The sequence below is a fragment of the Janthinobacterium saanense genome (genome assembly GCF_014200675.1).
Classification (GTDB): Bacteria; Pseudomonadota; Gammaproteobacteria; order Burkholderiales; family Burkholderiaceae_D; genus Janthinobacterium.
Genome location: NZ_JACHCI010000002.1, coordinates 43,207 through 60,046, shown reverse-complemented (window position 1 = coordinate 60,046; position 16,840 = coordinate 43,207). Strand labels below are relative to the sequence as shown.

Here is a 16,840-nt window from a genome sequence, read left to right as displayed (position 1 = left end):
CTGACAGTCGGAATTAGCCGCGTTTCTTGATCGGCACATCCTTCACGGTCTGATCGCCATAGGTGAAAGTGCCACGGCCTGTCCAGTCATTATCGGTGACGAAGGTGGCAGTGAACTTGGCCAGATAGGTACCAATGGCGGGTGGCGGCACGGATACCGTGTATTCGCCGCTCAGGGTGAACGCGCGGGTGTAATGCTGCAAACCCAGTCCGTGCGCCTGGCCGCTGACGGGACGGATCACCACGCGGCCATTGGGTGGAGCGATGGCCTGTGCAATCAGCGCCTCGCCGCTCAGCGCACCATCGGCCGAGTTGTACAGCACAGCCAGATTCAGGATCGGGGCGCCGGGCAAGCCCAGATTACCGGCCGTCAGATACAGGTGTTCGACCACGTTCTGTTCAGGTGTTGCCATTATCTACTCCTTTTGGGGTGATGATTCCTGAGCCGTAGGGAGATCGCGGATTGCGACAGGCGCTGGCTATCCGCCTTGCCGATGCCTGGACTGCGTGGCATGCATTCGGTACTCAACAACCATCATAGGCGGTAATTTCATGTCAATATACTCACATTATTTCCTTGTATTCCGGAAATTTTATGCACGCCCATGTCGAAGCGATTTGCTGGCATCAACCGGAGTGATGCCCCTGGATCTGGCGCAAACATTGTGTTGATGAAGATCAGAAATGAAAACGCCCGGCTAAGCGGGCGTCCAGCTAAAACGAGCAGACTTTGTTAGCCGCGCTGCGGCAGCACCCAGTCCGGGCGCACGAAATGGCAGGTATAGCCATTTGGCAGACGCTCCAGGTAATCCTGATGCTCGGGTTCCGCTTGCCAGAACGGGCCGGCCGCTTCGACTTGCGTCACGACCTTGGCTGGCCACAGGCCGGAAGCATCGACATCACGGATGGTGTCCTGCGCCACCTGCTTTTGCGCTTCGCTGGTGTAGAAAATGGCCGAGCGGTAGCTGCTGCCCAGGTCATTGCCCTGGCGGTCCACCGTGCTGGGATCATGGATCTGGAAGAAGAATTCGAGGATCTTGCGATAGCTGATGACGGCCGGGTCGAAGACGATTTCAATCGCTTCGGCATGCGTGCCATGGTTGCGGTAGGTGGCGTTGGCCACGTCGCCGCCGCTGTAGCCCACGCGCGTGGCCAGCACACCAGGATAACGGCGCAGCAAGTCTTGCACGCCCCAGAAGCAGCCGCCTGCCAGGATCGCGGTTTCAGTGTTGTTGTCATGTGCCATGGTAGTCAATTCCTTGTTCAACAATGCGTAAAACAGCTATCTTACCGTGTCGTGGATTTTTCGGCTGGACGTGCCAGCAAACGCTCTAGCTGCGCCGCCTGGTAAGCGCCGATGGCGTCGTTGAACAAACAGCGTATCAAAGGGTCGTCAACGATATCGGCTTCGTCGAGCAGCGCCTGGGTGGCCGCGTCGAACGCATGATCGTTGATGCGCATATACATCGACGTCAGCGATTCGCCCAGCACCAGCGCCGCATGGCACTTTACCAGCGGCAGCTCGGTGGTCCAGCCGGGCGCCTCGTCCGTCTGATCCGCCAGCACGATCTGGTCGCCATGCGTGCGGTAATACAGCACCGTGGCGTCACCGTCATGGCCGTACAGCGACAAGCGCCATAAGCGCGGCGCCTGGAAATAGCTGTCCTCGGCCAGCTCCATGTCGCGGTAGCGCTGCAGCAAGCCGTCACGGCAAAAATCCAGCACCAGCGCGGCGTCAGGCTCGCTCAAGGGCGCGAAGCGGCGCGCGATATCGGCAGTAGAAGGTGGGATCAAACCGGGCCGGTAATCGAAATCGATATCCTGCGGCCCCACGGGGATCACCCAGGGCAGCGGCGCAGCTGGCGTCAAGCCTTCGCTATCGAGCAGCACGGAGGTGGAAGGATCGAGCCTGAGAATATGCGCGTCCGGCAGCGCGGCGCCGATTTCCTGCGCAAACTGGCGGTAGGTGACGGGGAACATGGCGTGGTTATACCAGGACCAGTCTTCCTGCACGAACTGGCAGGAGCTGGGCACGATGTAGCGCGGCGCCAGCGCGCGCAGCTGCGGCGCCCAGTCGTCGGGCAGCTCCACCGGTCCTGTATCCATGCCAGCGCGCGATGGCGCGATCACGGCGATTTCACGCATGGTCTGGAAGGGCCACAAGACCATGTCCCATGGCGCGTAGGCCGCCAGTTGCGCGATGGTTTCGGGGCCGATCCAGGAATCGACCACGTTCAGGACATTCAAGCCCGCCGCCCGTACCTGGAACAGGGAGTCGACATCGTCATCGAGCGCGCGGCGCGGAATGATCTCGATGCTGCCCACCTGTACCGGCAGATCGACCTGCAGGCGCTGCACCTGTGCAAAACCCAGCGCTTTGATCATCGCGAACAGCTCGTCGAAGACGCAATACAGATAAATCGGCGTGCTGCGGTCGAACTGATCGAGGCTGTCGAGCGACAGATGATCGTCGTGCAGGTGCGAGATAAAGATCGCATCGAGGCGCAGGCTGCGCACCTGTTCCAGCTCGAAGCGCACGGAGGGAAAGGCGTGGCAGTTGCGGCTGAACGGGTTTTCAACGATGGGATCGAAGGCGATGGACGTGCCATCGTTTTCGAAGACATAACCGGCGTGCAGGATACGGGAGATTTTCAGGGACATGGGCAGCTTATTATCAACATCGCTATCAACAGCGCGCCATCATAGCGGAAATGGCGCGCCCTGCCCCCTATCTCTGCTTGCTTAGTAGGGATTGTTCAGCACATCCATCGCGAAATACGTAAAGATCATGTCGGCGCCCGCGCGCTTGATGGCGCCCAGGGTTTCCTGCACCACGCGGCGCTCGTCGATGGCGCCTGCCTGGGCGGCAAACTTGATCATCGCGTATTCGCCGCTGACCTGGTAGGCGCCGATCGGCAAACGCGTCACTTCGCGCAGGTCGCGGATGATGTCCAGGTAGGCGCCGGCCGGCTTGACCATCAGCGCGTCGGCGCCTTCGGCTTCGTCGATCAAGGACTCTCGGATCGCTTCGCGGCGGTTCATCGGGTCCATCTGGTAGGTTTTACGGTCGCCCTTCAGGGTGCTGCCGGCCGCGTCGCGGAACGGGCCATACAGGCCAGAAGCGAACTTGGTCGAATACGCCATCACGGGGGTGTCGTGGAAACCGGCCGCATCGAGTGCGCTGCGAATCGCGGCTACCTGGCCATCCATGGCTGCCGAGGGCGCGATGATGTCGGCGCCCGCCTGCGCGGCGATCACGGCCTGCTTGCCCAGGTTGAGCACGGTGCTGTCATTGTCCACCGTGTCGCCATGCAGGATGCCGCAATGGCCGTGGTCCGTGTATTCGCAAAAGCAGGTGTCGGACATGACCACCATCTCGGGCACGGCGTCCTTGATGATGCGCGACATGCGCGCCACCAGGCCGTCCGGGTTCAGGGTGTCGCTGCCCTGGCCATCCTTGTGGTGCGAAATACCGAAGGTCATGACCGAACGCAGGCCTGCGCGCGCATAGCGCTCGACTTCCTGCGCCAGCTTCGCTTCAGGGATGCGGCGCACGCCGGGCATGGAAGCGATCTCGATAAAGTCGCTGCTGCCTTCATCGACGAAGATAGGCAGGACCAGATCGCGCGCGTTGATGTCGGTTTCGCGGAACAGTTCGCGCAGTTGGGGCGTTGCGCGCAGGCGGCGCATGCGCGAAGTAGGGAAAGTTGCTGGCATGGGGTGACTGGCTTCAGGTTAAGAATGCCGGCAAGTATACGCCCATCGCGGCGCTTTTGCCTGGCGCCGTGCCGAAAAACGCGCCATGGTCAAGACACAGCTCAGAAAATACTGGCGAGCGGCGGCCAGGACGTGCGCGCCACAGTGCAAGCTCGCGAACTGGCGCCAGCCGGCGTCGTCAGCAAGGCCGACAACTGCCAGCGCATGTCGCTGCCCATTTGCACCAGCATGGCGCCGCGGCGGCGCGCACAAGCGCGCTTCTTCGACGCCACCTGGGACAGGTCTGGCGCCCTGCAAGGACTGCAGGGCATCCGGTAATTACCGTCGCCATCCGGCGTGGCGTGCATTTCCTGCCACGTCAGGTCGTAGTCGGCCGATATCTGCCGGCGCCGGCGTGCGTTCAGGGCGATGCGATTGGCATTGCTGACCAGCGCCAGCTCGCCACAGCCGAAAAAGTCGCCCAGGTCGCGCAAGGCCGCCACCATCAGGTTTTTCGGCCGGCAGCCATGCAGCGCGCGCGTGGCCTCGCGGATCGATTGTGCACCGGCCTGCGAGCGCAGCCCCTGGATGGCGCCCAGCTGGATGACAGCGCTGCCAGCCTGCGGCAGGAATACAAAACTGGCCAGGTAGAGCGACACGCCGTCGCGCGTCAGGCGCAGGCACAGCTCACCTTCACGGTGGCTGTCATGGATGGCAGTCAGCTGCAAGCGGTAGATCAAACCGTCCTTGCCTTCGATATTGGCCAGCACCAGCGCGCGCCGCGCCGCGTATTCCACCAGCGGACGGGCACCCGCCTGCCACAGAAACTGATAATGGCCCTGCAGCAGCGCGACCCTGGCCGAGCAGCCCAGATGGCGGCTCGCGTAAGGACGATAAATCTTGTACAGCAGGCTGGGATGCGATTGCGCCAGCGCCATCAGGCCAGGCAAGTCCTCGACAAAGGCTTGCCAGCGCGCGCGCTGCAAGGGAAATACCAGGGCGCCCAGCGCGGCCTTGATGCGGTGGCCATGCTGGCGCGGTGCTGGCAGCGCGATGCGCTCCCCGGTAACGGTAAAAGTAGGCATGAAACGTCTCTGCGGCGAACAGCGAAATAAGCGCGGCATCGGCCGCGTGCGGCCCGGCGCAGACAGCCACCAATCAAAGCCGCTCTACGCCAGGTAGCGCCGATGATAGGTGGCTGTTGAAAAGACAGGGGTTACAAGTTGGTAATGTGCCAATGCACAACAATGACACTGGCAATACTGATGAATTAACGCAGCAGGCGCAAACGTATGCACAGGCCAGGCGCCGCATCCTCGATCACCAGGCTGCCGCCGTGCAGGGCCGCGATGGCCGCCACGATGGACAGGCCCAGGCCATTGCCGGGCAAGTGACGGCTCTTGTCGAGACGATAAAAGCGCTGCGTCAGTTTCGGCAATTCTTCGGGCGGCACGCCAGGGCCGTTGTCGCGCACGGCCAGCCAGCTGCCATTTTCATCCGTGCCGGCCGACACTTCCACCGTCGCCCCCGGTCCCGCATACTTGATGGCGTTGTCGACCAGGCTGGCCAGCGCACTGCCCAGCAAATTGCGGTCGCCGCGCGCCGGCACGTCCTGACCATACATCTGCACCAGCAGCACGCCGCGCTCGTCGGCCGTGGCCTCATACATTTCCACGATGTCGGCGCCGATCTGGTGCAAATCGATGTCGCTGAAATTTTCGGGCCGCATGCCCGATTCGGCAGCGGCGATCTGCAGCAGCTTGTCGAATACACGGGTCAGTTCATCGATATCGTCGATGGCCGCCTGCGCCGCCAGTGCGTGGCCTTCACGCGTCTGCACCTCGGCAGCGACACGCAGGGCGCCATCGAGCTTGTTGCGGATACGGCCCAGCGGCGTGCGCAAGTCGTGCGCAATCGCGTTCGACACATGCCGCACGCCTTCCATCAAATGTTCGATGCGGTCCAGCATGCGGTTGATGTCGCGGCTCAGCAAGCCGAATTCATCATCGCTGGTCACCGGGATGCGCTGGCTCAGGTCACCGGCCTCGATGTCGGCCGCCGTGCGGCGGATGCGTCCGATACGCGCTTCGAGCTGGCGCCGGAACAGCAGCGCACCGGCCACCGCCAGCAGCACGGCCGCGCCGCCGCCAAAGGCCAGCGAGCGCACCACCAGGCTGCGGATCGATTCGCCCTCTTCCATGTCGCGGCCCACGAACAAACGCGCACCGCCGTCGAGGTCGCGTATCAGCAGCCGCGCCGGCACGCGCCGGCCTTCACGCGTCACCTCGCGGTGCAGCAGCCGGCCCACCGGGCTGGTGGGGTCTGGCCATTCCGACAGATTGCCCGAGATGCGCTTGCCATCGGCGTCCACCAGCAAAAAGATCTCGGTATCGCTGTCGGTGCGGTCGGTCAGCAAATGGGCGATTTCAGCGGACACGGCGCCGCCGCCATCGTTCACATCGTACAGCGAGGCCAGGCGACCGGACAGCACCACCAGCTTGTGGTCCACGCTGCGGTCCAGCACGCCGATGGTGCCGACATAGAACACGCCACAGACGACGGCGATAGACAGCGCCGTCAGCAAGCCATAGCCCAGCGCCAATCGGGCCGCGATGGAGCGGTGGATATTATGTCCCGCCATTAGCCACCATCCAGCACGCCCAGCGTATAGCCCACGCCGCGCACCGTGTGGATCAGCGGCGGGGAAAACTCCTTGTCAATCTTGGTGCGCAGGCGGCTGACCTGCACGTCGATGACGTTGGTTTGCGGGTCAAAATGATAATCCCACACGGCTTCGAGCAGCATGGCGCGCGTGACGGACTGGCCCTGATGGCGCATCAGGTATTCCAGCAAACGAAATTCACGCGGCTGCAGCGCAATCTGGCGGTTGGCGCGCGTCACGCGCATGGTGCGCATGTCGAGCACCAGGTCGGCCACCTGCAATTGGGTGGCGTCCGGCACCGGTGCGGCGCGGCGCAGCAGCGCCTCGATGCGCGCCAGCAGTTCGGCAATCGCAAATGGTTTGGACAGATAATCGTCGCCGCCGCTACGCAGGCCGCGCACGCGCTCGTCGACGCTCGACAGCGCCGACAGCACCAGCACCGGCGTATTGCGGCCCAGGCCGCGCAGGCGCGCAACGATGGCCAGGCCATCGAGCTCGCCGGGCAGCAAGCGGTCCAGTATCAGGGCATCCCATTCTTCGCCGCAGGCCAGGCGCATGCCGTCGATGCCGTTGTCGCAGGCGGTGACGTCGTGGCCCGCCTCGCGCAAGCCGGCGCAGATATAACGGGATGTATCGGCTTCGTCTTCGATGACCAGGCAGCGCACGGGGTATTCCTTGTAGAAATGGAGTAAATCGGTGAATACGCGCAGCATACGCCAGGCAGCGCCGGCTTACCAGTCCTGGCGTGCGGTGGTGGCGAAATGACGCTGCAGGAAATCGATAAACGCCGTCACGCGGGCCGACAGGTTCAGCTTTTCCGGATACACGGCAAAGATGTCGGCCGGCGCCAGACTCCACTCGGGCAGCACGCGCACCAGCCGTCCCGAACGCAGATACGGCGCCACATCCCACTGCGATCGCTGCACGATGCCCTGCCCGTCCAGCGCCCAGTCGAGCGCGATTTCGCCATGGTTGGTACTGAGCTTGCCGCGCACCTTGACGCTTTCCTGGTTCCGGCCCTGGTACAAGGTCCAGTGGCCATAGGCAGCGTCATTTTCGCGCAGCACGATGCACTGGTGGCGTGCCAGGTCGCGCGGCACGGCAAGCGGCGGTTTGCCGCGCAAATACTGGGGCGCCGCGCACAGCCAGCGCTCATTGGCCGCGATACGGCGCGCATACAGGCGCGAATCGGGCAACGCGCCGATGCGGATGCCCACATCGAACGCCGTATCGGCCAGGTTGGCGGGCCGGTCGCTGACCTGCAGTTGCACTTCCACCTCGGGATATTCGCGTGCAAACGCAGTAATCGCCGGGCCGATATGGCGCCGCCCGAAACCGATGCTGGCATTCACGCGCAACAGGCCACGCGGTGCGGCGCGGCTGGCCGCCACCGTGCTTTCCAGCTCCTCGATTTCAGCCAGGATGCGCGAGCCTTGCGCAAAATACAACTCACCCTCCTGCGTCACGCTCATGCGCCGGGTGCTGCGGTTCAGCAGGCGCACGCCCAGCCGCGCTTCCAGGCTGGCCAGGGTCTTGCTGATCACGGGCGGCGTCACGCCCATCTCGCGCGCCACCGCCGCCATGCTGCCATGCTTGACCAGCATGGCAAAGAAAGCCAGGTCCGAAACAGCACTCATTCTTCACTCCAAAGAAATAATGGCTTAATCTTGAGCACATTATATCGCAGCAAAACTATCCTAGAATGCAGGCATACCAATCATCACCCTACTTACGTTTTGCAGGAGACGCCATGTTCGAGCATTTCACTTCCCACACCCTAGATGTCGATGGCTCGCCCGTGCATTATGTGCGTGGCGGTTCCGGCCCGGCCCTGCTGCTGTTGCACGGCCACCCGCAAACCCACGTCATCTGGCACAAGGTGGCGGCCCAGCTGGCACGCCACTTCACGGTGATCGCCGCCGACCTGCGCGGTTATGGCGACAGCGGCAAGCCGGCCGGTCTGCCTGATCACAGCAATTATTCGAAGCGCGAGATGGGCAATGAACAAGTGCGGCTGATGCAGCTGCTGGGCTTTGAGCGTTTCCTGGTGATGGCGCATGACCGTGGCGGCCGGGTCGCCTACCGCATGGCGCTCGACCACCCTGAACGCATAACACGGTTGGTGGTGCTCGACATCGCCCCCACGCTGGCCATGTATGAAAAAACCGACCGCGAGTTCGCCACCAGCTATTTCCACTGGTTTTTCCTGATACGCCCGGCGCCGTTCCCCGAGCTGCTGGTGAGCGGCAACCCGGACGCCTACCTGCAGTACACCATAGGCGGCCGTTCGGCCGGACTGGCGCCATTCACGCCGCAAGCGTATGCCGAATACCTGCGCTGCCTGCGCGACCCGGCCACCATCCATGGCATATGCGAAGACTACCGGGCCAGCGCCAGCATCGACCTGGACCATGAACGGGCCGACCTGGCCGCCGGCAAGCGCATCACCTGCCCCATGCTGGCCCTGTGGGGCGCCGATGGCGTGGTCGGGCGCTGCTTCGACCCGCTGGCCGAATGGCAGCTGCTGGCCGAGCAGGTACAGGGCCAGGCCCTGCCCTGCGGCCATTACATCCCCGAGGAAAATCCAGCCGGACTGCTGGCCGCCACCCTGCCCTTCCTGCTGGGTCCAACCCCTGTTGAAAGCCAGCCATGACCTCCCGGCCAGCCACGCTTTACCAGAAACTGGTCGATAGCCACACCGTCGAACACCTCGACGCGGACCACGTGCTGCTGTACGCCGACCTGCATATCATGAACGAGTACACCAGTCCGCAAGCCTTCAGCAGCCTGCATGACAAGCAGCGCGCCGTGCTGCGCCCTGGCCAGCAACTGGCGGTCGTCTCGCACATCATTCCCACCGCGCCGCTGGCGGTCGGCCAGCGCGTGATCGGCGACCCGGCGTCCAGCCTGCTGGCGCTCAATCTGCGCCGCAATTGCGAACGCCACGGCATCCGCCTGTACGACACCAATGACATGGACCAGGGCATTGAGCACATCATCGCGCCGGAACAGGGCCTGGTGCGCCCCGGCATGGTGATCCTGTGCGGCGACAGCCACACCACCACCTATGGCGCGCTGGGGGCGCTGGGCTTTGGCGTGGGCACTTCCGAAGTCGAGCATATCCTGGCCACGCAGACGCTGGTCTACCGGGTGGCGCAGAGCATGCGCGTGCGCATTGATGGCCAGCTGGCGCGCGGCACCTCGGTCAAGGACCTGACCTTGTACCTGATCAACCGCCTCGGTGCACAGGGCGCGCGCGGTTATGCGGTGGAATTCTGCGGCACGGCCATCACCGCGCTGTCCGTCGAGGCGCGCATGACCTTGTGTAATATGGCGGTGGAAGCAGGCGCCCGCGCCGCGCTGATCGCGCCAGACAGCGCAACGCGCGACTACCTGCGCAGCCACGCCGCCCCCTTCCGCGACGGTGCCCTGCCGGCGCTGTGGGACGAACTGCATAGCGATGCGAACGCCGTGTTCGACCTGGAACACGTATTCGACGCCAGCGAGGTCGCGCCCTATGTCACCTGGGGCACCAGCCCGGACCAGGGCATGGCCGTCAATGCGCGCATTCCCGGCCCCGATGATGCATCAGGCAGCGCGGACCCGCACGCACCGGCAATGGCCCGCAAGGCGCTCGCCTACATGGGCCTGCAAGCCGGCGAACCCATCATGGGTCTGCCGATCGACCGCGTCTTCATCGGTTCGTGCACGAATAGCCGCATCGAAGACTTGCGCGCCGCCGCCGCCATCGTGGGCACGCACAAGGTCGCGCACAAGGTGCGCGCCATGGTGGTGCCGGGATCGGGCGCCGTGCGCCGCCAGGCCGAGGCGGAAGGCCTGGCCGACATTTTCATCGCCGCCGGTTTCGAGTGGCGCCAGCCTGGCTGCTCGATGTGCCTGGCCATGAACGACGACGTCTTGTCGCCGCTGGAGCGCTGCGCCTCGACCACCAACCGCAATTTCGAAGGACGGCAGGGCCGTGCCAGCCGCACGCATCTGATGAGTCCTGCGATGGCGGCCGCCGCCGCGATCACGGGCGTCATCAGCGACGTCCGCACACTGGAGCACGCACAATGAGTAATCACATGCCTGAACAATTGACAAGGATCGCCGGCCTGGCGGCGCCGCTGCTGATCGATAACCTGGACACCGACCAGATCATGCCCAAGCAATTCCTGCGCACCATCAGCAAGCAAGGGCTGGACCGGGGCTTGCTGTATGACCTGCGCTTCGATGGTGATGGCCAGCCGCACACCGATTGCATCCTGAACCAGCCGGGTTACGAGGCAACGCGCATCCTGATCGCCGGCTCGAATTTCGGCTGCGGTTCCAGCCGCGAACACGCCGTATGGGGTTTGCAGCAGTTCGGCATCGCCGCCGTGATCGCCCCCAGCTATGGTGAAATCTTCTATGGCAATGCGCTCAATAACCGTTTGCTGCCCATCATGCTCGAGCAAGCCGCCATCGATGCGCTGGTGGCCGCGCTGGCGCAGGCAGCGCAGCCAACATTGGAGATCGACCTGCTGGCGATGACGATCACCGCGCCGGACGGCACGCTCACGCCCTTCGCGCTGGCGCCACGCTCGCGCCGCATGCTGGTCGATGGCATGGACATGGTCGCCCTGACCCTGCAGTCAATGCCGCAGATCGTAGCGTTCGAGCAGCGCCACGTGGCGGCGCAGCCGTGGATACGGGTCTTGTAGTCATCTTGTAGTCAATTACATTTGCCGCGCAGCTTGGCCACCGCCACGAACGGTAGCGCCAGGATGCCGCCCAGGCCGATCGGCCCGATATTGGTCGGCTGGCGCTTCAAACCGTCTTCATGCAGGCAGTCGGGCACTTTCGCCTCACTGAAGGCGGCGGCAAATTTTTCATATTTATCGGCGCGTATCGTCACCTGCTGCACCACGGGCTGCCCCTCGGCGGCTTTGGCGTCTTCCGCCAGCACGGCGTGCACGGCGTCACGTATCATCGGCTGCGTCAATTGCGGTGCAGCTGGCGGAGTCTCCACCGCCGGCACAGGCGCAGGAGCCTGCGCACCAGCAAAACCAGCGGCCAGCAAGGCAGCGCCACAAACCAGCTTTTTCATCGATCACTATCCAGTATCAAGTCAGGAATCACTATACCAGCATTCCCACGCCAGACAAGATGGCAAGCGATCAGCGGATAGCACACAGGCTCAGGTACAATACGGCCTCGACAATGATAGGCCGCGCCCGCGCACACGGTGTTGATGCCCCGTGCCGGCGGCCCTCAGCGTCATCGCTAACCAATTGACGAACCGCAGGCAGTACGTCACCGCTGACGCACTGGCCAAAGACACGCTTATAGCCATGAAATCGACCACTACTCTCGCACTGGCGCTGGCATTGTCCATCGCCCACGGCGGCGCCTATGCCATCGACGCCAAAGATCCCAAGGACAGCAAACCGATCAAGCAAACGGTACTGTTTGACGAAATCCCCATCGGCAGTTGGGCCACCTCGGCCGAACTGGGCGCCATCACCACCACCGGCAATACCGTCGGCACGTCGGTGACCGGCAAGATCGATGCGCGCCAGGAGCTCGACAACTGGAGTAACCAGTATATTTTCAGCGGCTATTTCAAGGAAGACGAAACCACCAACGAAGAAGGCCAGAAAATCCGCGAGCGCTCGGCCGAACGCTTTTCAGCGTCCGCCAAGGCGGCTTACAAGCTGACGACGGAAAACGAAAAACTGTTTGTGCTGGCCACGCACGTCAACGACCGCTTCGGCGCCTATACCCGATACTCGACCCTGGCAGTCGGTCATGGCTCGCGCTGGTACCAGTCGGACGACAAGAGCCTGGACGTCGAAGTCGGTCCAGGCTACTTCAACGGCACCTCGGAAACCGGCGAATCGGAACATGGGCTCACGATACGTGGCGCGGCCGCCATGAAATGGAAAATCAGCCAGTCGGCCCTGTTCTCGCAAACGCTCAGCGTCGAACGCGGCACCTCGAACACCCACTCGATCGCCGAGACGGCGCTCAGCACCAAGATCAACGGCACCATGCAGATGAAGGCCGCCTTCAGCGCCCGTAGCGATACGCACGTCCCTGAAGACAAGAAAAACACCGATACCCAGACTTCCTTGACCCTGGTGTACTCGTTCTGAGGCAGGCAACGCACATGCTGACGCGCACACGCAGCCTGCGATACAGCCTGCTGCTGTGCGCTACGCTGCTGCTGAGCGGTTGCGCCGCCGTCACCGTCAGTTCCATTTCTCCCGCCGACTATCTGCAGCAGCGGCGCGGCGACATCCTCACCACCGGCAAACTGAGCGCCTCGGCAAACGAAGTGCTGCGCATCATCGGCAGCGACATCGCCGCCTGCGAGGCCAATGCCGGCTCCTGCCGCGCCGACCTGGCCCGCTCCGAATTGCTCAGCGACGAGCAGCGCCTGGCCACCCTGTCCGAACTGTGGCTGGAAAGCGCGCTGACCGAAGAAAAACAAGGCACGAAAAACAATGCCGACGTGCTGGCCGCCTGGCTGGAATCGGCCCGCTACGCCTACGCCTACCTGTTCTATACGGCGCGCTCGCCCGGTGAACGGGCCTTCGAAGAGCGCCAGACGCAGATTCGCGATTACTATAACTATGCCGTGCAAAAAGCCGTCGGCAACCTGTTCCACCACCGCGGCGAATACCGCCCTGACGGCAAGGTGATCCGCGTGGCGGGCTGGGACATCGACAGCGAGTTGTCGGCCCTGCGCCTGCCGCACGACGGCACCCTGCCGGAAGAACTGCTGCCTGCCACCTCATTGAAATTTTCCGGCTTGCGCAATGTCTACCGGCGCGACGGCTTCGGCGCCGACCTGGTGGCTGTCATGCCCAAGCCTGGCCAATCATCTGGCGTGGAAGTGCCCTACCAGGAAACGCGCTTCCCGGTCGTCACGGCGCTGATACGCTTCGAAGGCAAGACCCTCACCGAAGTGCTGGCCACGCAGCAGTTGATGATCGTGCTGGCCGACCCTTACCGCAACGCGAGCATCAGCATGGCCGGCCGCGAACTGCCCGTGGCCGCCAACTTCACGGCCGGTTATGGCTTGTGGCTGGCCCGCTCGGGCTTCGGCGTGCAGGCGCTGCGCACCCTGTTTGGCCGCGCCGAAGGCATCGCCCGCCCGCAGGTGCATCTGATGCAGCCCTACGATCCAAACAAACGCACCATCGTCATGCTGCATGGCCTGGCCAGCAGTCCGGAAGCATGGATCAATGTGGCCAATGAACTGATGGGTGACGAGCAGCTGCGCCGCCGCTACCAGATCTGGCAAGTGTATTACCCCAGCAATGCGCCGCTGGCCGCCAACAACCTGGCCATCCGCCAGGCGCTCGATGCCACGCTGGCCCATTTCGATCCATCGGCCAGGGCGAATGCATCCAACGAGATGGTCTTGATCGGCCACAGCATGGGTGGTGTGCTGTCGCGCCTGATGGTCTCGAATGCCAGCACGACCCTGCTCGACGCCATCACCGAAGAATACAATTTGAAGGGCAAGAAGGCGGAAAAAGTGCGCGCCGGCCTGGCGCCCTACCTGGAATTTGGCGCCATGCCGCAAGTGAACCGCGCCATCTTCATCGCCGCGCCACACCGCGGCACCTCGTTCGCCAACCACAAGGTGGCGCGCTGGATCGCCAACCTGATTACCCTGCCGATCACCATGCTGGACCAATTCTCGGACGCCGTCGGCAGCCTGGCCCAGCTCGACACGGGCAGCAGTGAACCGCTGCGCATCCCCAACAGCATCGATAACCTCAGCGACAAGGACCCGTTCGTGCGCCTGGTGGCCGACCTGCCGATCAGCCCGCAGGTGCGCTACTACTCCATCATGGGCAACGACACGCCGGATGTGCCACTGCAGGCATCGAGCGACGGCGTGGTGCCCTACGCCAGCGCCCACCTGGACGGCGCGCAATCCGAGAAAGTCATCCCCTCCTGGCACAGCGTGCAGGAAAGCCCGCAGGCGATCCTGGAAATACGGCGGATTTTGAGGCTGGCTGACTAAAGAGAAGCAAGCTCATGCAGTGATAAACTTGCGAAACTCGAGAAACTTGCATATAGTGGACTATGACTTCTAGCCTGCCCGAAGCAGTCGATGTATACATTTACCTGAGGAACCAATATGACACCGCATGTAAACCACCACGCTCTGCTACCCGGCCATCAGGAATTATCCGGTAGCGACTTGCGGCTAATTGAACAATTCTCAAGACTGGTCAGCACGCGCCTCGACATACTGGCGCAAGGCCCTGACCGTAGCCGATTGCTCGATCTGGCCACGCGCGCACTCAATGAGGCGCGCATCGCGCTGGGTACGGACTTGCCGTCCACGCAAGCGCGGCTTCCAGTATCAAAGCTCAAGGTGTCAGAGGTAGTCGAACAAGGATGGGTGGAGCTGTCTCAGGCATCGCTGTATCGTGCGGTCGACAACAAGCGGTTTTATTGCGTGACACCCAAGGGCCGCAGTATCGGCAAGGAATTTCCGGCCTGGCAATTTATCCAGCCAGTACCAGAACTGATAGCACCCGTACTGGCCATATTTACCGGCCAGCCGAGTAGTGAAATTCATGCCTTCTGGGTAAGCAGTGCCGAGGAACTTAACGACCTTTCACCTGCGGAAATGCTAGCAGGAAAATCGTTCGAAACACGTGCCGAGATTCACTCCAGCCAGCAAGCGCTGCTGGATCTGCCGGCACGCGAACGACTACGCAAGGTGATAACGGCGGCACAGTGGCAGCAAAGAGGCATGGCCGATATCATAGGCTAGCATGCTATATCAGCTCAAGGAAACGCCCATCCCGCCCGGGGTGGCGGCACAACTTCCATCGTTTGCCTTGCTGCGCGCTGAATTATTGAGCAATGTTATTACCCTTCAAGCAAACCAAGCCTTGGTGCGCGCAGCCTGGAACAAGGCATCGATCTGGCCATTAAAAGTCGAACGTACCTACCGCTTCGGCCCGCCTGCTGAGCTGGCCGGCTTGCATGGTTTCCCTTATCACTGGGTGTATCTTGCGGACGATGCCTACACAGCAATCTGGGAAGCACAGCTTTGCCGTAACGACGTCACGCGTCCCGGCACGTTTTACATCGACTACGGTGCGGAGCAAGCCCTGATGGTGACCCTGTCATTCAGCGAGTCCTTGCACTTGCTCGACCTGACTGGGCTGGCCGCCAGCCGGCTGGGCATCTACGATCAACTGCGCAGTCCCGATCACGCCTGGTGCCAGTGGCTGGGCTGGCAGCTTGACCAGATCATTGCGCAGGAAGAAGAACCAATTCATGGCTTCGTGTATCCGTCACGCCGCCAGCCGGGCAAACTTGCCTATGCCATTTCCTCGCGCCACATGGAATCGCTGGGCAAACAAATGACGCACTCATTCCTGGCGTTCTGCGATAGCCAGGCCTATGCGCAGTTGCTGACCGATCAGTTGCGCATAGCTCCGCCCTGAAATGAGGCCGGCAAGATATCAAGCCGGCTCGCGCCACTGCTCCTTGATCGCCAGTATCGCCGGCAATTGCGCGATAAACAGTTCGATCAGTTCCGGGTCGAAGTGCGTGCCGCTGTCGCGCTGCATGGCGGCGATGGCTTCCTCGACCGTCCAGGCGCGCTTGTAGGGGCGCTCACTGGTGAGGGCGTCAAACACGTCGGCAATCGCCACGATCCGCCCTTCAAGAGGAATTTCTTCGCCCTTCAAGCCATGCGGATAACCGCTGCCGTCCCATTTTTCATGGTGCGTCAGGGCAATGGTGCGGGCCATCTTCAGCAGTCCATCTGCGTGTTCACCGATGATGGCGGCGCCGATCTGGGCATGGCTGCGCATGATTTTCCATTCCTCGGCATCGAGCTTGCCCGGCTTTTGCAGGATGGCGTCGGGGATGCCGATCTTGCCTACGTCGTGCATGGGTGCGGCAGTCAGCAGATCCTCGGCCTGCGCCGCGCTGTAGCCGGCTGCCAGCGCCAGTTCGCGCGCGTAATAGCTCATGCGGATGACGTGCATGCCCGTCTCGTTATCCTTGTACTCGGCCGCCTGGCCCAGGGTTTGGATCACTTGCAGGCGCGAGCGGCGCAATTCCTGGGCGTCGACCAGCGACAGATGCGTGCGCACACGGGCACGCACGATGGGCGGGCTGACCGGCTTGGTGATGTAATCGACGGCGCCCGCCTCGAAACCGTCTGCCTCGTCCTTCACATCGCACAGGGCGGTGACAAAAATGACGGGAATGGCGGCCGTCAGCGGCATGGCTTTCAGGCGGCGGCACACATCATAGCCCGTCATGTCGGGCATCATGATGTCGAGCAGGATCAGCTCAACGGCATTGTTTTGCGCCAGTTCCAGCGCCTTGGCGCCATCCTTGGCATACAGCAGGCGGTAGTCATCCTGCAGGATCTGGCGCAGCACCTGCAGGTTGGTCGCTTCATCATCGACCAGCAGCAAAGTAGGTTTTTGTTCGGGTAATTTCATCG

Annotated in this window: 17 protein-coding genes; 7 read left to right on the top strand and 10 right to left on the bottom strand. The window is 62.6% G+C overall.

What is annotated here, in order from left to right; all coding sequences use genetic code 11:
* Positions 1–13: 13 nt before the first annotated feature.
* From HDE72_RS03005 to HDE72_RS02970, 8 genes are all read right to left on the bottom strand, one after another.
* Positions 14–412, bottom strand: a complete 399-nt coding sequence (locus HDE72_RS03005; RefSeq protein ID WP_183737256.1) for a DUF1842 domain-containing protein — start codon at positions 410–412, stop codon at positions 14–16.
* A gap of 320 nt (positions 413–732) precedes the next feature.
* Entirely contained in the window at positions 733–1,245 is a 513-nt protein-coding gene (msrA, locus tag HDE72_RS03000; RefSeq protein WP_183737255.1) for a peptide-methionine (S)-S-oxide reductase MsrA, read from the bottom strand.
* A gap of 41 nt (positions 1,246–1,286) precedes the next feature.
* Positions 1,287–2,660, bottom strand: coding sequence for an MBL fold metallo-hydrolase (locus tag HDE72_RS02995; RefSeq protein WP_183737254.1), 1,374 nt, complete (start codon positions 2,658–2,660; stop codon positions 1,287–1,289).
* Between the two features lie 81 nt (positions 2,661–2,741).
* On the bottom strand, positions 2,742–3,716 hold the full coding sequence (gene hemB / locus HDE72_RS02990) for a porphobilinogen synthase (protein ID WP_183737253.1): 975 nt from the start codon (positions 3,714–3,716) through the stop codon (positions 2,742–2,744).
* Between the two features lie 101 nt (positions 3,717–3,817).
* Positions 3,818–4,780 (bottom strand): VirK/YbjX family protein, encoded by a 963-nt coding sequence (locus HDE72_RS02985; protein ID WP_183737252.1) that lies wholly within the window; start codon positions 4,778–4,780, stop codon positions 3,818–3,820.
* Between the two features lie 185 nt (positions 4,781–4,965).
* On the bottom strand, positions 4,966–6,336 hold the full coding sequence (locus HDE72_RS02980) for a sensor histidine kinase (protein WP_183737251.1): 1,371 nt from the start codon (positions 6,334–6,336) through the stop codon (positions 4,966–4,968).
* Positions 6,336–7,070: a winged helix-turn-helix domain-containing protein gene (locus HDE72_RS02975; RefSeq protein ID WP_221291143.1), complete on the bottom strand. Its 735-nt coding sequence runs from the start codon at positions 7,068–7,070 to the stop codon at positions 6,336–6,338. The genes HDE72_RS02980 and HDE72_RS02975 overlap by 1 nt, the downstream gene beginning before the upstream one ends.
* An 18-nt stretch (positions 7,071–7,088) precedes the next feature.
* Positions 7,089–7,994: a LysR family transcriptional regulator gene (locus tag HDE72_RS02970; protein WP_183737250.1), complete on the bottom strand. Its 906-nt coding sequence runs from the start codon at positions 7,992–7,994 to the stop codon at positions 7,089–7,091.
* Between the two features lie 113 nt (positions 7,995–8,107).
* Here HDE72_RS02970 and HDE72_RS02965 point away from each other — a divergent pair, with 113 nt between their 5' ends.
* Genes HDE72_RS02965 through leuD form a run of 3 tightly spaced genes read left to right on the top strand, consistent with a single transcriptional unit; the run spans position 8,108 to position 11,060 of the window.
* On the top strand, positions 8,108–9,010 hold the full coding sequence (locus tag HDE72_RS02965; RefSeq protein WP_183737249.1) for an alpha/beta fold hydrolase: 903 nt from the start codon (positions 8,108–8,110) through the stop codon (positions 9,008–9,010).
* Positions 9,007–10,434 (top strand): 3-isopropylmalate dehydratase large subunit, encoded by a 1,428-nt coding sequence (gene leuC / locus HDE72_RS02960; protein ID WP_183737248.1) that lies wholly within the window; start codon positions 9,007–9,009, stop codon positions 10,432–10,434. The genes HDE72_RS02965 and leuC overlap by 4 nt, the downstream gene beginning before the upstream one ends.
* Positions 10,435–10,442: 8 nt before the next feature.
* Positions 10,443–11,060 carry a 3-isopropylmalate dehydratase small subunit gene (gene leuD / locus HDE72_RS02955; protein WP_183737247.1) on the top strand — a complete coding sequence of 206 codons (618 nt, stop codon included), beginning with the start codon at positions 10,443–10,445 and terminating at the stop codon, positions 11,058–11,060.
* 11 nt (positions 11,061–11,071) lie between these two features.
* Here the strand turns inward: leuD and HDE72_RS02950 are convergent, their stop codons facing one another.
* Complete coding sequence (locus HDE72_RS02950; RefSeq protein WP_183737246.1) at positions 11,072–11,446, bottom strand: hypothetical protein; 375 nt, start codon at positions 11,444–11,446, stop codon at positions 11,072–11,074.
* Positions 11,447–11,690: 244 nt separating this feature from the next.
* Here HDE72_RS02950 and HDE72_RS02945 point away from each other — a divergent pair, with 244 nt between their 5' ends.
* From HDE72_RS02945 to HDE72_RS02930, 4 genes are all read left to right on the top strand, one after another.
* On the top strand, positions 11,691–12,494 hold the full coding sequence (locus HDE72_RS02945; RefSeq protein WP_183737245.1) for a DUF481 domain-containing protein: 804 nt from the start codon (positions 11,691–11,693) through the stop codon (positions 12,492–12,494).
* Between the two features lie 14 nt (positions 12,495–12,508).
* Positions 12,509–14,380: an esterase/lipase family protein gene (locus tag HDE72_RS02940; protein WP_183737244.1), complete on the top strand. Its 1,872-nt coding sequence runs from the start codon at positions 12,509–12,511 to the stop codon at positions 14,378–14,380.
* A gap of 117 nt (positions 14,381–14,497) precedes the next feature.
* On the top strand, positions 14,498–15,142 hold the full coding sequence (locus HDE72_RS27650) for a hypothetical protein (protein ID WP_260176404.1): 645 nt from the start codon (positions 14,498–14,500) through the stop codon (positions 15,140–15,142).
* Position 15,143: 1 nt separating this feature from the next.
* Complete coding sequence (locus HDE72_RS02930; protein WP_183737243.1) at positions 15,144–15,824, top strand: RES family NAD+ phosphorylase; 681 nt, start codon at positions 15,144–15,146, stop codon at positions 15,822–15,824.
* Positions 15,825–15,842: 18 nt separating this feature from the next.
* On the opposite strand, the gene HDE72_RS02925 is transcribed toward HDE72_RS02930, so the two are convergent.
* A complete protein-coding gene (locus HDE72_RS02925; RefSeq protein WP_221291142.1) occupies positions 15,843–16,838 on the bottom strand; it encodes a response regulator in 996 nt (331 codons plus the stop codon).
* Positions 16,839–16,840: the final 2 nt, after the last annotated feature.

What these genes read in the sequence shown, in the direction of transcription:
- msrA (WP_183737255.1), bottom strand. Translation starts at nt 1,245, where the DNA reads ATGGCACATGACAACAACACTGAAACCGCGATCCTGGCAGGCGGCTGC.
- HDE72_RS02995 (WP_183737254.1), bottom strand. Translation starts at nt 2,660, where the DNA reads ATGTCCCTGAAAATCTCCCGTATCCTGCACGCCGGTTATGTCTTCGAA.
- HDE72_RS02930 (WP_183737243.1), top strand. Translation starts at nt 15,144, where the DNA reads ATGCTATATCAGCTCAAGGAAACGCCCATCCCGCCCGGGGTGGCGGCA.
- HDE72_RS02950 (WP_183737246.1), bottom strand. Translation starts at nt 11,446, where the DNA reads ATGAAAAAGCTGGTTTGTGGCGCTGCCTTGCTGGCCGCTGGTTTTGCT.
- HDE72_RS02925 (WP_221291142.1), bottom strand. Translation starts at nt 16,838, where the DNA reads ATGAAATTACCCGAACAAAAACCTACTTTGCTGCTGGTCGATGATGAA.
- HDE72_RS02985 (WP_183737252.1), bottom strand. Translation starts at nt 4,780, where the DNA reads ATGCCTACTTTTACCGTTACCGGGGAGCGCATCGCGCTGCCAGCACCG.
- HDE72_RS27650 (WP_260176404.1), top strand. Translation starts at nt 14,498, where the DNA reads ATGACACCGCATGTAAACCACCACGCTCTGCTACCCGGCCATCAGGAA.
- HDE72_RS02975 (WP_221291143.1), bottom strand. Translation starts at nt 7,070, where the DNA reads ATGCTGCGCGTATTCACCGATTTACTCCATTTCTACAAGGAATACCCC.
- HDE72_RS03005 (WP_183737256.1), bottom strand. Translation starts at nt 412, where the DNA reads ATGGCAACACCTGAACAGAACGTGGTCGAACACCTGTATCTGACGGCC.
- HDE72_RS02970 (WP_183737250.1), bottom strand. Translation starts at nt 7,994, where the DNA reads ATGAGTGCTGTTTCGGACCTGGCTTTCTTTGCCATGCTGGTCAAGCAT.
- HDE72_RS02940 (WP_183737244.1), top strand. Translation starts at nt 12,509, where the DNA reads ATGCTGACGCGCACACGCAGCCTGCGATACAGCCTGCTGCTGTGCGCT.
- leuC (WP_183737248.1), top strand. Translation starts at nt 9,007, where the DNA reads ATGACCTCCCGGCCAGCCACGCTTTACCAGAAACTGGTCGATAGCCAC.
- hemB (WP_183737253.1), bottom strand. Translation starts at nt 3,716, where the DNA reads ATGCCAGCAACTTTCCCTACTTCGCGCATGCGCCGCCTGCGCGCAACG.
- HDE72_RS02980 (WP_183737251.1), bottom strand. Translation starts at nt 6,336, where the DNA reads ATGGCGGGACATAATATCCACCGCTCCATCGCGGCCCGATTGGCGCTG.
- leuD (WP_183737247.1), top strand. Translation starts at nt 10,443, where the DNA reads ATGCCTGAACAATTGACAAGGATCGCCGGCCTGGCGGCGCCGCTGCTG.
- HDE72_RS02945 (WP_183737245.1), top strand. Translation starts at nt 11,691, where the DNA reads ATGAAATCGACCACTACTCTCGCACTGGCGCTGGCATTGTCCATCGCC.
- HDE72_RS02965 (WP_183737249.1), top strand. Translation starts at nt 8,108, where the DNA reads ATGTTCGAGCATTTCACTTCCCACACCCTAGATGTCGATGGCTCGCCC.